Annotated in this window: 7 protein-coding genes; 2 read left to right on the top strand and 5 right to left on the bottom strand. The window is 45.5% G+C overall.

From position 1 onward, the window contains the following. Positions 1-243: 243 nt before the first annotated feature. Positions 244-1,521 (top strand): glutamate-1-semialdehyde 2,1-aminomutase, encoded by a 1,278-nt coding sequence (locus tag PPRES148_RS02835; protein WP_246142882.1) that lies wholly within the window; start codon positions 244-246, stop codon positions 1,519-1,521. Between the two features lie 2,851 nt (positions 1,522-4,372). Here PPRES148_RS02835 and gatB read toward each other — a convergent pair. The 3 genes from gatB to gatC are packed head-to-tail and all read right to left on the bottom strand — an operon-like array spanning position 4,373 to position 7,543. Continuing rightward, complete coding sequence (gene gatB, locus PPRES148_RS02830; protein WP_149454205.1) at positions 4,373-5,809, bottom strand: Asp-tRNA(Asn)/Glu-tRNA(Gln) amidotransferase subunit GatB; 1,437 nt, start codon at positions 5,807-5,809, stop codon at positions 4,373-4,375. After that, complete coding sequence (gatA, locus tag PPRES148_RS02825; protein ID WP_246142881.1) at positions 5,781-7,229, bottom strand: Asp-tRNA(Asn)/Glu-tRNA(Gln) amidotransferase subunit GatA; 1,449 nt, start codon at positions 7,227-7,229, stop codon at positions 5,781-5,783. Before gatA ends, gatB begins: the two co-directional genes overlap by 29 nt. Beyond that, the gene (gatC, locus tag PPRES148_RS02820) at positions 7,226-7,543 is read right to left on the bottom strand and encodes an Asp-tRNA(Asn)/Glu-tRNA(Gln) amidotransferase subunit GatC (RefSeq protein WP_187820460.1); all 318 of its coding nucleotides are present in this window, start codon (positions 7,541-7,543) and stop codon (positions 7,226-7,228) included. The genes gatA and gatC overlap by 4 nt, the downstream gene beginning before the upstream one ends. A gap of 2,098 nt (positions 7,544-9,641) precedes the next feature. On the opposite strand from gatC, the gene PPRES148_RS02815 reads away from it, so the two are divergent. Continuing rightward, positions 9,642-10,634 (top strand): hypothetical protein, encoded by a 993-nt coding sequence (locus tag PPRES148_RS02815; protein ID WP_149453136.1) that lies wholly within the window; start codon positions 9,642-9,644, stop codon positions 10,632-10,634. Positions 10,635-10,923: 289 nt separating this feature from the next. Here the strand turns inward: PPRES148_RS02815 and PPRES148_RS02810 are convergent, their stop codons facing one another. Then, positions 10,924-11,157 carry a hypothetical protein gene (locus tag PPRES148_RS02810; protein ID WP_149453135.1) on the bottom strand — a complete coding sequence of 78 codons (234 nt, stop codon included), beginning with the start codon at positions 11,155-11,157 and terminating at the stop codon, positions 10,924-10,926. Between the two features lie 1,382 nt (positions 11,158-12,539). Beyond that, a complete protein-coding gene (locus PPRES148_RS02805) occupies positions 12,540-14,180 on the bottom strand; it encodes a transposase (protein ID WP_187820454.1) in 1,641 nt (546 codons plus the stop codon). Positions 14,181-14,784: the final 604 nt, after the last annotated feature.

Genomic DNA, 14,784 nt, shown 5'->3' with positions numbered 1-14,784 from the left:
ATAGGATCACACCCACGCAAGAGATAGACCAAATACCCCTTCCACCCATAGAATACACATGCTATGCTTGTAAGGCACTGTACCGGATTACGGGCCCGTAACGCAACCGAAACATGAACCCCACCACAAAAAAGGACCCGTCGATAGGGGAAATTACCCTTGCATAAATAGGACCTACTCATCCCTATCTCTATAAGATCCTAGATATTAACTATAGAAACAATGAAAAAAGGAGATATCTCTGTGAGTAACCTGTATCAACGCGCCTGTACCACCATCCCAGGTGGTGTCAACAGCCCCTCTCGATCCTGGAAGGGAATCGGGGAGGAGGATGCACCCTTCTTCGTTTCGCGAGCCAAGGGGGCCTATCTATGGGATCAGGAAGGAAAAAAATACATTGACTACATAGCTGCTCTTGGTCCGATCATTCTTGGCCATGGGGACCCGACTATTACAGAGGCTATCCGTGTAGCAGCGAGCCATGGAACTGTTTATGGAGCACCTACCGAACGGGAAGTCCTATTCGCTGAAACCCTGCAAAAAGCCATCCCCTCGTTAGAGCAGGTCCGTCTCACCTGTAGCGGCACGGAGGCCGTCATGTCAGCTATTCGTTTGGCCCGAGCCTACACGGGACGGACCAAGATCCTCAAATTTTCGGGTTGCTACCATGGGCATTGTGACACTGTCCTGCTAGGAGCAGGCTCCGGGGTAGCAACAACAGTAGGAACAGTCGACAACACGGGAATTCCTCACAGTGTTTCCCAGGATGTAATCACCATACCCTTCAACGACCCCTCTGCACTCGAAACAACATTCTCTAAATATAGAGAACAATTTGCCGCCATCCTGGTGGAACCCTTGGTAGGCAATTTTGGCATCGTTCCCCCAAACCCAGGATTCTTAACCAAAATCCAAAAATGGAGCCAGGAAGCAGGAACACTGGTAATCTATGATGAAGTCATCACGGCCTTCCGCTTCCAGTATGGTGCTATACAGGATCACTTTGGGATACGACCCGATCTCACGACATTGGGGAAAATCATCGGGGGGGGATTACCCATCGGTGCTTATGGGGGTCGCAAGGAAATTATGAAAAATGTTGCCCCCCTCGGCTCAACCTATCAGGGAGGGACCATGGCAGGGAACCCCATCTCTACGGCAGCGGGCCTAGCCTGCCTACAAAAACTGCGCACAACCAACCCTTACCCGAAAATAGAAGCCCTAGCCAAACGATTGTGGACGGGCCTACAAAAACAGGCGGAGAGCGCAGGCATTCCTGTAACCATCAATGCCTTTGGGGGGGCCTTTACCCTTTATTTCCATACAGAATCGGTCCATAACTACCAACAGGCTCGAGAGAGCGATGGAAACCGTTTTTCCCTATTCTTTAGGGCCCTCTCCCGCGCTGGAATTGCCCTAGCTCCTTCTAAATACGAGGCCTGGTTCCTCATGGCCGCCCACACAGAGTCAGACATCGAAGCCACACTGTCAGCAACAGAGGGAATATGGAATCAACTATAAAAACCCTATAGTGCCGATATAAAACAAGTTGTACTGGTAGTGAGCGATTAGGGGGAAACAGGTCGTAGGAGTTCCCGTACGCAGATAGATTGCATTTCAGATTCTTATGTCAGGTCCCACAGGGGAAGCCCTTTTTTGTTTCCCCTGCGTTGTCTGATGACCCATTTCAGGGTCTATTTTTTATTAATTATTTAAATTTAATATATAATAAAATACGGGTTACCTCTAATTACCATATGGATCCACTCCCTTCCATTGTTTCCCTCCCTTATTAGGCCCATTTTAGTTACTCCACGGATGAAAATTATTTCACGAGGGTCAAAAGTACAACCCTAAAAATGTCACAGACAAAACCATCAGAAAAATATAAAAATATTTATTATAAATTTATAGGAGGAGGAGTAACACAACACCATGAGTACACAAAATCCTGGCTCCGTTTTCTGGACACGCGAGAAAGAAATGCACTTTTTTTGCGATTCAGGTTGGAGTGCACACAAAAAATGGAGGGCCTACCCGGAAGAGAATACCTTTCAACCCCAAGGCACGTACGACCGAAATACCCAAATAAACTGTTTTTATATTAATTAACAATATAAACATTTAGAAATATATAATTAAATTTATAAAAAAGATTCCGATAAGTTTGATACCCTTTTTCAGCAGGGGCACCATGTTTGTATTCTGAGACTGGTAACCGTGTAAATCGTCATAGGATTCAAAGACTGGAATGATATTAGCACCCAAGGAATTCTGTACTATAGGAATGGATCAACCAGGGTATGTCCAAACCTGGCGTAAGGTTTTTTCCGTTTCCCAGCAGATTCCTCTGCTTACTACAGATGCTCATAACGGACCCAATCCGATGGGCCACGTTGGTATAGGAACCCCCAAAACCTATGAAAGACGGCCCTAGGTCGGGATCATCCATCCCCCTCATGAATAGTGACAACGATGGCAGAAACCATCATAATTGCAATTTTCCGTATAGAATCTGATGAAAACCTGTTCCTATGGGGTACAGGTAGTTCATTTTTCATAAAATACATAAAACATAGTATACCCCATCGACATCACATCCGGGGTGTAGATCATATCGACCAACCCTACAGAAACACCAAAGTTGGGCCAAAGGAGCTCCTAGGAGATGCACATACCCACCCCGAATGCCAGTCACAACTGGAAACAAAAATCTCATCCCAAATCAGGTACCCTCTAAATTTAATTTACATTAAATTATACTTTATACTACATGAAAATAACCTTATAATTTATCCATAATCCATTGATCTTGTAGCTAATGAAGGAAAGGGAGTCACAATAACAAAAATTAAGGGGGAAATCACATGCTAAATTTCATCCTAGGTATAGTCAAACATCTTTTAGGATTGGGATAAATAACATTTGTCGCCATGCAAAAATAAAACCGCGATCGCATTCAAAATCTGATATCGGTCCCCTGGAGAGCCCTTTTTTATCCTCTTTGCATCCTATGATGATCCGCTTCAGGATCTATTTTTTTATTAATTATTTTAACCATTATATATAATAAAATATACATTGTTTATGATTACCGTACACATCCATCCTTGGAACCATCCCAATAGGAACCAACTACCATGATCCCTCCGCAATTGAGGTAATTTTTAGCCACAACGGCGGCATCCCGTTGCGGGCATAACATTCCTGAACGGGGTTTTGGGACGGATTTTCCTCACCTTTAGGGACCTCCTTCATGTATTCACGTTTTAAATATTTTATTGTATTGTAACATAAAAGATACTGGAGCCCTGGGGGGCAAACAAAGTAGTGGGGGATACCCGGTAAAGGGAATTCCCCGTCCCGTACCCCAACAGGATAGCCGTCTGAGGAACGCATGGGATCTTCACGCCCTACAGGGCTAATACCCACCATTCAGTCCGATGCTACTAAGGATTCATGACAACAAAGAAAAAAATAACCATTGACATAGCGATAGGACGCAGATGGAATGATGTCCGGGAGATTCTTTACTGTTTAGGTACGGCCCTCCCGAAATGTTAGACACCTGGGACCGGATTTTCAAAAATCTTCGATCAACAAGGTCGATTCCCCTTGATCATCATCGACACCCACCCTAGCCCCGGGGCAACCATTCGTATGAATGGATCCAACGGTACACAAACCGGATCTTGGCCAAACTTCAGACCTGAAATATCCTTGGGTGGTTTTTTCATAATTCCTATTAAGTCCCCTGTTACAATAGGTCCAGGCGGGTATAATGGGAGCGGGTTCCCCGAATCCTCCCGGGAACACCTGATTCCCGGGAATGAACGGTTGGCAATGGACCCTAGGATATAACTCATTTTATATCTAATTTTGTGGTTCCTAATTTCTCTATTTTCATGATTTTCACTTCGTCCGAAAAAGGGGGCCTCAGGAAATTTAGTTCTGTTTTCATATCGATAACCCCTTATTCCCTGATAGAGGGTGAGTTGCCCATCCCCACTCCCGAGACTGAACCCTCAGGTCCGATATGCGGCCGGGATCCCGATTTTTCTATACAGAACCTTTAGGCGCTCAAAAGCCCGCCCCTTTCTGGGAGTGGGCTTCTATTTTTGGGGGTCTCCGTCTTGTTCATAGCGGGTGAACGAACAACGGGAACTCAATGATAAGAAGCCTCTTTCCACCCCGAATATGGCATTATATAATTCCTGTGAAATATTCTAATAAGTTTGGTATCACTTCCCGCAGTAGCACCATAAATGACTTCAACGAACAGGGGTACACCTCCTGATTTTCAAAAAAAGTAAGGAAGAAAAAACCGGAACCTGGCCAACCAGGCTCCCATAGATTAGGAAAAACCGACCTCCTATAAAATATCCTTCAATTTTTCCGATAACAATTGCTGGACAAGCTTAGGATCCGCGCGTCCCTGGGTCCTACGCATCACTTGCCCCACGAGGAAGCCACGGGACCGTTCCTTACCCTTCTTCAAATCCTCAATACTCTGCGCATTAGCATCGAGGACCTCCTGCACAAGGTCCTGTAACTGCTGGATATCCCTGATTTGACCCCAACCACGGGCCTCCACAATAACAGCCGGCTCTTGTCCTGTTTTCAATACTTCCTCCAGTAAGGGCTTTGCCAACTTACGACCAATTGTACCTTTCTTCAAAAGATGCAGAATTCCCGCCAATCGTTGCGGTGTTAGACCCGTATCCGCCAAGTCCTTACCTGTGGCATTTACATAACCCGAAACCTCACCCATCAACCAATTGGCCGTTTCCTGTGGATCCGATCCCAGAGCTACCGTTGCTTCCAGGAAGGAACATAAATCTTGTTGGCGTATAAAAATCTCTATACTATCAGCAGTCAAGCCCCACTTATCACGGTAACGAGCCCGCCTATCCGCCGGTAATTCGGGCAGGGAGTCCCGTAATTTCTGGCGCCAGGTTTCATCAATCCTGATCGAAATGAGATCGGGATCAGGAAAATAACGATAATCGTGTACATCCTCTTTGGTACGTAATAATTCTGTCCTACCCGTAGTCTCATTGAAACGCAACGTTGCCTGATCCACCCTCTCCCCTTGGTCCAAGAGGGCTGTCTGACGCTGTACCTCATAAAGGAGAGCCTTCTCAACGTAGCGAAAGGAGTTAAGATTCTTTAGCTCCGTCTTGGTTCCCAATTTCTCTTCCCCATGCCTACGCAAACTAATATTAGCATCACAACGAAACGAACCCTCTTCCATTTTCCCATCTGATACACCTAAATAGAGTAAAATCATTCGCAATTCCTCTAGATATACCCTAGCTTCCACAGAAGAGCGTAAATCAGGTTCCGAAACGATTTCTAACAGAGGAACACCGGCCCGATTTCCATCCACGAGGGATAGGCCGTCCCGGGTACGATGCATTAACTTACCCGTGTCTTCCTCTAGATGCAAACGTGTAATGCCAATTTTCCGTTTGCCTTCCTCCGTAGTCACCCACAAATGACCATGCTCTCCAAAAGGAGCCTTGTACTGAGAAATTTGATAGGCTTTAGGTAAATCAGGATAACTATAATTCTTACGATCAAACCAACTCTCTCTGGCAAGAGTACACTGAAGAGCCAACGCCGTACGCAGAGCATACTCCACGGCCTGACGGTTGAGCATAGGTAATGTTCCCGGGTGCCCCAGGCAAATCGGGCAGGTTTGCGTATTCGGAAATGCACCGAAGGCAGTGGAACAGCCACAGAAAAGCTTGCTCTCTGTAATCAATTCTGTATGTACCTCAAGACCTATGACAATCTCGTACGACACGACACACATCCTCCCCACCCATCGGCAACTCTGGCAAAGGACCCCGCTCCTGTTCCCATGCATGGGCCACCCTCAACACTACAGACTCTGCCAGCGATGGTGCCAAGATTTGTAACCCCACAGGCAACCCATCCACGAAACCACAGGGAACACTAATGGCAGGAATACCCGCCAAACTAGCCGGGATCGTGCAAATATCACTCAGATACATCCGCAAGGGTTGATCCTTACAGGCCCCCAGGGGGAAAGCAACCGTGGGTGTGGTGGGACCTATTAGGGCATCGTACTGTGAAAAAAGATTCCGAAAGTCCCTCTGAATAAGGGTCCTCATCTGTTGGGCCTTGTGATAATAAGCATCGTAATAACCAGCACTCAAAGCATAGGTACCCAACAAAACACGTCGTTTCACTTCGGCGCCAAAATTCCGGCTGCGAGTTTGGAGATACATGGATTCCAACGTGTCCGCTCCCTCCACTCTTGTGCCGAAACGTACCCCGTCATAGCGGGCGAGATTAGAGGAAGCCTCCGCTGGCGCAAGAATGTAATAGGTAGCCACAGCATAGGAGGCATGGGGCAAGGAAACACGATCTACCGTAGCCCCCATCGCAATGAGACGATCGGAAACCGTCTCGATAACCTGCCTGACACCATCATCAATCCCCTCCCCCAGAAATTCTTCTACCAAGGCCAATTTCAAACCGCGCACATCACCTGTCAGGGCAGCCATGTAATCGGGCACTGGATCCGGAACAGTCGTGCAATCCCTTGGGTCCTTACCAGCAATAATCTGCAAAACGGAAGCCGCCTCTTCCACAGTGCGCGTGATAGGTCCTACATGGTCAAGAGAAGAAGCAAACGCTACCAGACCAAAGCGGGAAACACGCCCATAGGTGGGTTTCAGGCCCACTACACCGCAGAAGGAGGCAGGCTGGCGAATAGAACCCCCCGTGTCAGATCCAAGAGCTACACAAACCTCACCAGACGCCACAGCCGCCGCAGAACCACCACTGGAACCACCTGGTACGGAGTTCCTCTCCCATGGATTCCGCGTAATGTGGAAAGCGGAATTCTCCGTCGATGATCCCATGCCAAATTCATCCATATTCGTTTTACCAACTACCACAGCCCCCGCTGCTCTCAAACGGGACACCGCCGTTGCTTCGTGAAGGGGCTGATAGGTAGCTAGCATCCGACTCGCACAGGTAGTCGGTAGATAGGGGGTGCAAAAATTGTCCTTGATACCCACAGGACAACCATACAAGGACCCCATTGCCCCCTTTGGTAGAGAATCTAGGGATTTGGCCCTGGCGCGACTTCCTACCGTATCTACGGTCAAGAAGGAACGTAAGGTTCCCTCCCATTTCTCAATTTTTTGCAAACATTTCTCTAGCTGTTGTGAGGCGTTTCCACAGGCCGTCACAATGATTTGCCCCCCTTCCTGCCCGCCATAACTGCGGGCACCACAAAACAATCGTCCTGCGTGACGGAAGCAAATCGCATAGCCTTCTCACGAGGGAGGGAGGGCGTAACAACATCCTCACGTAAAACATGTTCCACCCTCATAGCATGGGATGTAGGAGGAATACCCTCCGTATCCACAGATTGTAATTCCTCGATAAAAACTACCACCTTGTCCAGTTGTCCAGAAAATTCCTTTTGCTCCCTCTCCGTCAACTGCAACAGAGCCAAACCTGCGACTTTCCCAATCTTCTGCCTTGATAAGTGATCTGGCACATCACTGCCCCCCCACATATACAAAAAAAAAAATACCTAAATGATGCTACGTACCACGGCCCATTGTAGCGAACCACTGGGCAAAATTCAAATGCCATCGGAATCCTAGGGGGGAATCGATGCATGGCATCGCATCACCATCAATCGATTCAATCCCCGGGGTTGGGTCCACCACGGCCCAAGGAGTAATATATTATATATAATATATATATTATATATATTTTATAATAATGAACTCAAATGGACTCGACCATCCGATCAGGGGGACCGCAAGGGAGGAGGCCAAAAATTTGCTTGCGCCAACCACGGTTCTTGACATCCAAATCCACACTGCATGTATACATAAATTCTATTATATATAAAATATTATATAAGATTTATTTAAATAAAAATTTATCCTCCTATCAATGGAAATCAGCTAGTACGGACTTCATTTTTTATCCGGTGGACTCAACACCCATGGACAACTGCATCAAGAAAATGGGCCTCAATCAATATGTTGGTTTTGGGGATCATCAAGATTACAGCTTGCCCGATAACCAAACTTGCCTTCCCCTTTCTCCCGAATGAGGGATCTTCTTACAACCCAATTGCAGGATGGTGAGTGATAACGAAACCCGGGCCCATTCCTAGTAGGTACCTCCTCACCTCCTTCGACGGATAACCGAACGAACAAGATGAAAACAGAAGGCGACGCCGCGCTGCTAGAGATTTGCCTGGCTCTCAAACACTTTGAAAGTCAGTACGATAGGGTTTTAATCTACCCCAGCCCCCATACTGTCGCAAAGAGTAACACAGGGAGCCAATAGTAAAGAGTTGGGCGGGAAGGGCGAGAGAAATCCACGGTACGTTCCCAATGGCCATCTGCAATCTACAAAGCCCCTCTGATCCAGAGACCCAGGGGGCGTGTCAAGGGCGAGCCATTGGGTAGGGTGTATGTTGATACCCTTGTCGTCGAGGGACCATGATAAAGAGAAGGAATTGAGTATAATCATCCATGGAAACACCCAAGGAGCACCTCATTCCAATGAAGATTGGAGTATTGATTCTATGTCCAACCGTGCCCCGGGGGGAGACCCTTGTACCTTGATAACAGGTACAACTGCCATAGGATAGGCGGGGCAATCAAAGAACATACCATCGATATACACCCAGTCGATAGGACGGACCGAAGGAAGAAGAAAATCCCAGTAAAAAAAGGGGAAACTGATTCAAGAGGAAGGGGGAGGAGGAAATCAATCGGTGCCCTGGTGATGAGACTTCCGACCCATCTACATACCAACCTGGAGAATACGGCAAGGGTAAGACGGTGGCCCACTTCAACGAAAAAACCTGGGAAGATGTAAATTTGCCGAGAAATGTGCCGCCCCCCCAAAAAAGGGGAGAGTATAAATAAATATTTATAATTTATACAATTTTTTATTAAAAATAAAAATTGACTCCATTGTCCATTTATTTAGCATGTGTACATTGGGGACCAAATAAAAACAATAGTAATAAATTCTTACTTAAATACCCATAAAATGAAATTATTATCTATAAAAATCACCTACGATAACAATATTTACATAGAATGTTTATATACATATTAATAACATAAATATTTTTATATTTATAAATAATCGTTTAATCACACCTGGATATTACAATGATTTTTATATTACTTTTCGGCGTAGAAACAATTATTGCTTGCAATTATGCATGGTTAAAGTATAGAATAGCGAAGGTTAATTGCCTACTCCCTCAGATTTGGATACTCCACCCGGAAAACCGTACTTGGGATTACCTATCCGCACTACCTCGTATCCTAGGGATTCACGGGGGTGAGAACCGTTATTCATCCCCCTTGTGGGCACCCCTTTCCCCCCATTCTATTAAAAATGATCATAATTATCATTGAATAAATAATAATATATTAAAAAGAGGATTATAATATAATATGAGTACAAGTTTTAATAGTAGACGTAACAATCGCCCATTGAAATTTTTCCAACCTTCTTACTGGGGTATTATCGGATTATTCTCTATTGCTGTCGTGGGTCCTCCGCCGGTGTCTGCTGAGGAGGTCTCTTCGTCGGTGTCTGGGACCCCTCCCCTGTTGATACCTGAAACCTCCTCATCAGTGTCTACTAAGGAGACCCCCCCGACGCCCACCAGATTCCTCATTAGGGATCGAATGAAAGGAACTAATTCCTATTCTGACACATTGGATTCCCTGCCTTTCAGGGTTCTAGTCCGGGATCGTTTAAAGGGAACCAGCTACGTTTATGCATTCTCAGAGGATTTGAGCAAAAGGAGTGAGAGGGTAGAGGAACGTCCCATTGAAAAATCCAAAGGCGTTGAAGAAATTCAAGATATCGAAAAATTAGAACCAATACTCCCATTTATAGATCCAAATGAGAATGGAGGGTGGGATACGAGGGAGATGGTTTGTCAAGAATTAAGGGAAGGTGCGAAACACAACGTCATTTGTTCCCAGAAATTCCTCGAATACGATGATGGCTCTAACAAAAACCCACAAGTGGTATCTGAAACCCTATCCTCAGTGTCCAGGAAAACTTCGTCGGTGCCTGAGACTCCCCCACCCACCAGATTCCTCATCAGGGATCGAATGAAAGGGACTAGTTCCTATTCTGACACATTGGATTCCCTGCCCTTCAGGGTTCTAGTCCGAGATCGTTTAAAGGGAACCAGCTATGTTTATGCATTCTCAGAGGATTTAGACAAAAGGAGTGAGAGGATAGAGGAACGTCCCATTGAAAAATCCAAAGGCATTTGGGAAATTCAAGATATCGAAAAATTAGAACCAATACTCCCATTTATAGATCCAAATGAGAATGGAGGGCGGGATACGAGGGGGATGGTTTGCCAAGGATTAAGGAAAGGCGCGAAACACGACGTCATTTGTTCTCAGAAATTCCTCGAATACGATGGCTCCAGTGGAGACCCTCGAATCGGTATGGAAAAAACACCACCGGTATCCGAAAACCAATCAACAGTACCCGAAAATACACCACCAATACCCGAAAATACCGAAACCCTAGAGGTCGAGGTACCTCGTCATCGATTTCTGGAAATCCCTCCTTATTAGGTATGTCTGAAGTACCCTCCCTCCATCATGCAACCTAATTTCTTCCAGTCCCTTTTGGCCAGACCCATTCCCTCGGGCTCTCGAGATATCATCGGGCAGCCTCTGCTTAATTATGGATTTTAGGTATGGATTTGAATATAAATTCTACTTACCCTTTCCCCTAACAATAGTACTACTGCTTGAAAAAGGGGGAATCGAGTAGGCCCAGCATTTCAGCTGAGCCTCCCACATCGGGTAGGGCTGGCATCTCACTCAGCCAACCCCCTCATAGAACAACACTGCTCTCATATTATGCAACTCTTATAGCCCCATCTTGGCGTCTAATGGATGCCAATGGACGAATATGTATATCCCCCCTTTCCTTGTGTATACTGGATCCACCTGTGCGCATGCTATTGAGCTTTCTGTACTTCTTTTTGGCCCACCAAACCAAAACCATTGTCATCGAAGCCGCGTAGCTTTTCTCAGTTGTGAGGAACTCCTGCCCTCTTACAGAGGCGATATATCCTCTTATGATGGACAATTATACCCCCCCTTTTCTTCTTACCTAACCCATACGTGATCTGATTGCATCCCAAATTTAGTGTCGGGCCCCCCAGAGGGGCCTTTTTTTGTCCTTCCTGCACCGTTCGAGGACCCGTTTCTGAATCTATTTTTTTCATTATTTTCAATATAATATATAATAAAATATGGATTGAACCTAATTATCCTATCCATTCTCCCTCATTATTTTCCTTCTACATAGGCCTCCTCCATTGGACCTGTTTCAATTACCCCCGGTTAAAATCGCCTTGCAGAGGGGGGTCCTCCCCTTGGATCCCTGTTTCCCCATTAGAGCAAGGCGTATTCCGACCTGAACCCTCCTAATAAGCCCCTTACTCCTTGTCTTCCCTTTATAGAAATCCCAATGAACTCGCACCTTGAAAGGCCCTTCGACCTCTTTCTCCCTGTACCACCAATATCACGGAACGATGGAATGAGGGAATCAAACGAGGGAAGGTTCGCTGCCATCCGACCTTGGCTGCTTTCTCCCCAACGGTATCGGCCTATATAATTTAAGAATATTCAAACATTTACTAAACTATAGAAATCGTAGACCATAGTGGTTTTACTATTTATATTCTTCATGAACAATAGGATGGATCCGAAAAATACCCCTGGGAAAGCAATTCGCAAGAGCAAGGATAAGACATTACCTATTCAGGGGGTGACGCCGTGTTTGGGATACAAATTTATTTTCTGTTATTCGTATTGGCTATCCTATCCATTACCTTTCCATCACTCATCTTTCTTCCCTGCCCATCCAATATCCAGAGACGTTCCCTTTTCCTTTTATCTTTCTAGAACGCATGCGAACCACTTTCTCCCCACCATCACATAAAACCTCTTCCTGATTTCCCCATATTTCCGGAAAAAAAACTTTGATATGTCAACTAATATCCGGAGTTTCGTTCTACAAATACCCTTTCTCCATCCAACAAGCACCCTGCCACCCCAACCTGATTTTGGAGGACTGGTGCTACCGCGAAAAAGGTATCAAACTTATTAAAATATTTTTGTAGATTAAATGATGTGTTCAGTAAATGTTTATATTGTTAATGGATATAAAAACAGTCTATATGGGTATTTCCAGCGTAAGTTCTTTGGGGTGGAAAGGTACCCCTTTCTGGGGGATTGCACCTGAAAATTTCGTGCGATCGGTTATTTTTTTTGAACCACCGAAATCACCGTGGAATCTTAGGAACCGGTTCCTATCTCGCCCCTTTTGCGCACACCAAAGAAACCGACATAAAGTCGAATTTTATTTTTTATTTAAATATTATTATATATTAAACCCTATGTAGTTATTGGTGATCTTATCCTTATCTTCCTGATCTTCTTTTGAAGATAACGAACGGCCTGGGATCAATGATAAGCAGATCCTTTTGCCATCATGGCCCGTGCCACCCTCGTCTTACCACGCACCTTCATTTTGGCTGCCTGAAAACGGTTCTTCATAGAAGAACAAACCCCCTCCACAGCCGCACGACGATTACCCTTCTCTTTGTACCCCGGTTGCTCCATTTTGTCTCGTTGTTCCGCCGTTGAATAGGACTGATCCGTGGTGCGCAGGACCCTTTCCCCCCTCTTCAGAGGTTTGGCTGCACATTGCTCGGCAAATTTACATCCCCCGCAGGTCCCCTTATGGAAGCGGGCCACTATCTTACCCTTGCCCTTCTCTCCGGGTTGGTACGTGGATGAGTCGGGGGTCTTGCCACCAGGACACCGATGGATCTTTCCATCCTTCCCCCTCTTGAACCCGCTTACCCTTTTTTTACTGGGATTTTCCTTTCTTCCCATCCTATCGGTTGGGTGTATATCGATAGTACGTTCTTTAGCCGCCTCCCTTACCTCATGGCAGTTGTACCCTCCGTCGAAATACAAGGTCTTGTTGTCCTCTGGTGCATGGTTGGATATATAGTCAACTCCAAAATCCTTATCGGAATGAAGTGCCCCTTGGGTATTCACATGGGTGAGTATACTCAATCCCTTCACCTCATCACGGGCCTCGACAAGGTTACAAACATACCCTCTACACAATTGCTTACCCTTGATACGACATTGGGCGTCTGGATCAAAGGGGCTTTGCAGACTGCCTGATGGCGAGGTGGAACGCACCATGAGTCTCTTTTGCCCTTCCTGTTCAACTCCCTCTGTCTGCTCTCCTATCACCCTTTGCAACAGTATATGGACTGGGGCGGATTGAAACTCCTTGTACTGGTTCCCAAAGTGTTTGAGGGCTAGGCAAATCTCTAGCAGTGTTGCCCTCCGTTTCATCTTGTCCGTTGGGTGATCCGCTGGTAGAAGGAGGAGGGACCTATAAGAATGGGCCTGGGCTTCGTTTACATCGGCCATCCCGCAATCTGGTTGCAAGAAGATCTCCCATTCGGAAGGAAGAGGTAGGGCAAGTTTGGCCATCGTACGAACCGAAATCCTAATCACCAAGAAAATCAACATATTGCGGCTCAGTTTCCTGATACAGCTGTCGATAAGGGTTGAATCCATCCGATAAATACTGGGATCCATGCCCACGATCCCCATCAAAAATTGGGTGAAGTCGGAGTAGAACTGTTCCTTCACATTATAGCCTTCGGTTTCCTCATAGACATTGAGGCGATTTCGACTCTCATATAGTGTTCTTTCACCCATAAGTGGTCTACCTTCTTTACCACCTAATGCCTCAAAGAGAGGGCCTTCGCGTGGAATTTGAATGATCAGCATACGGTCGCTACACCGTAAAAACTCCTTGATTATGTCGAAAATCAATGGTATGAGTATATGTATGCATGGCCTCCCAATGGTATTGTGGTAACCACTGTATCTCTTCCTATATAAGGATGCATATTCGGTGAAGAACAGGCCAAGGAGGATGAAAACAAATTCTACATCGGAAGGTTGATTTGTACCCACCATGGATAATAGACGATCCTGCAAGTAAGTTTCCCTTTGTTCTATTTCCTCTGTTTCGTAGTCATTGGGTATTGTGTTACAACGTTGAGAAGCCATCTGTCCTCTAGTCTCCTTATATTTTTTTATTTTGATAAGGAAGATTATACAACAAGGATAGATGGCTTTTCCATTATCTCTTACCATGTTTTTAACTAACAAGATTTAATTACCATGGTTTGATACATAATAATCTAAATAAACTGTTTATTATGAAATATCGTGCTGATCTATTCCCCGGCGATACATTGAATGAAGGAGCAAGTACTATCAAATAACATTACTATATTTATTAAATTTTATTATAGGTCCGGGAGGGAACCAAATTTTGGAAACCAATGCTCTGGGCGGTACTTGTCGGATCGTTCCTTTCTGCGGTAGCACCAGGACTGGATTCCACTTTTTTATGGAACCCCCTCAGAATGTAGATTCTGAGCTAATCCTCTTCTTTTTGTTTTCCTAACGGTTCTTTCCCTCAGTAGGTCCGTTCTCTCAACTCGAGAACCGTTTCATGGAAAACATCCTGTTACTCAAAGATACCTTCCTCGCATTATTTCCGGTTTTTTCCCCAAGATCCCCCTTCTCCCCCGTACTGCTTCCCCAAACTTCGGATGGTTCTGGGAATGAGTCCATATTTGCGGTCTACTTCAAACATGGTACCTCT

The organism is Pasteuria penetrans (assembly GCF_900538055.1).
Classification (GTDB): Bacteria; Bacillota; Bacilli; order Thermoactinomycetales; family Thermoactinomycetaceae; genus Pasteuria; species Pasteuria penetrans.
The sequence above is the reverse complement of the archived record's forward strand: the minus strand, read 5'-3'. Positions and strand labels throughout refer to the sequence as shown.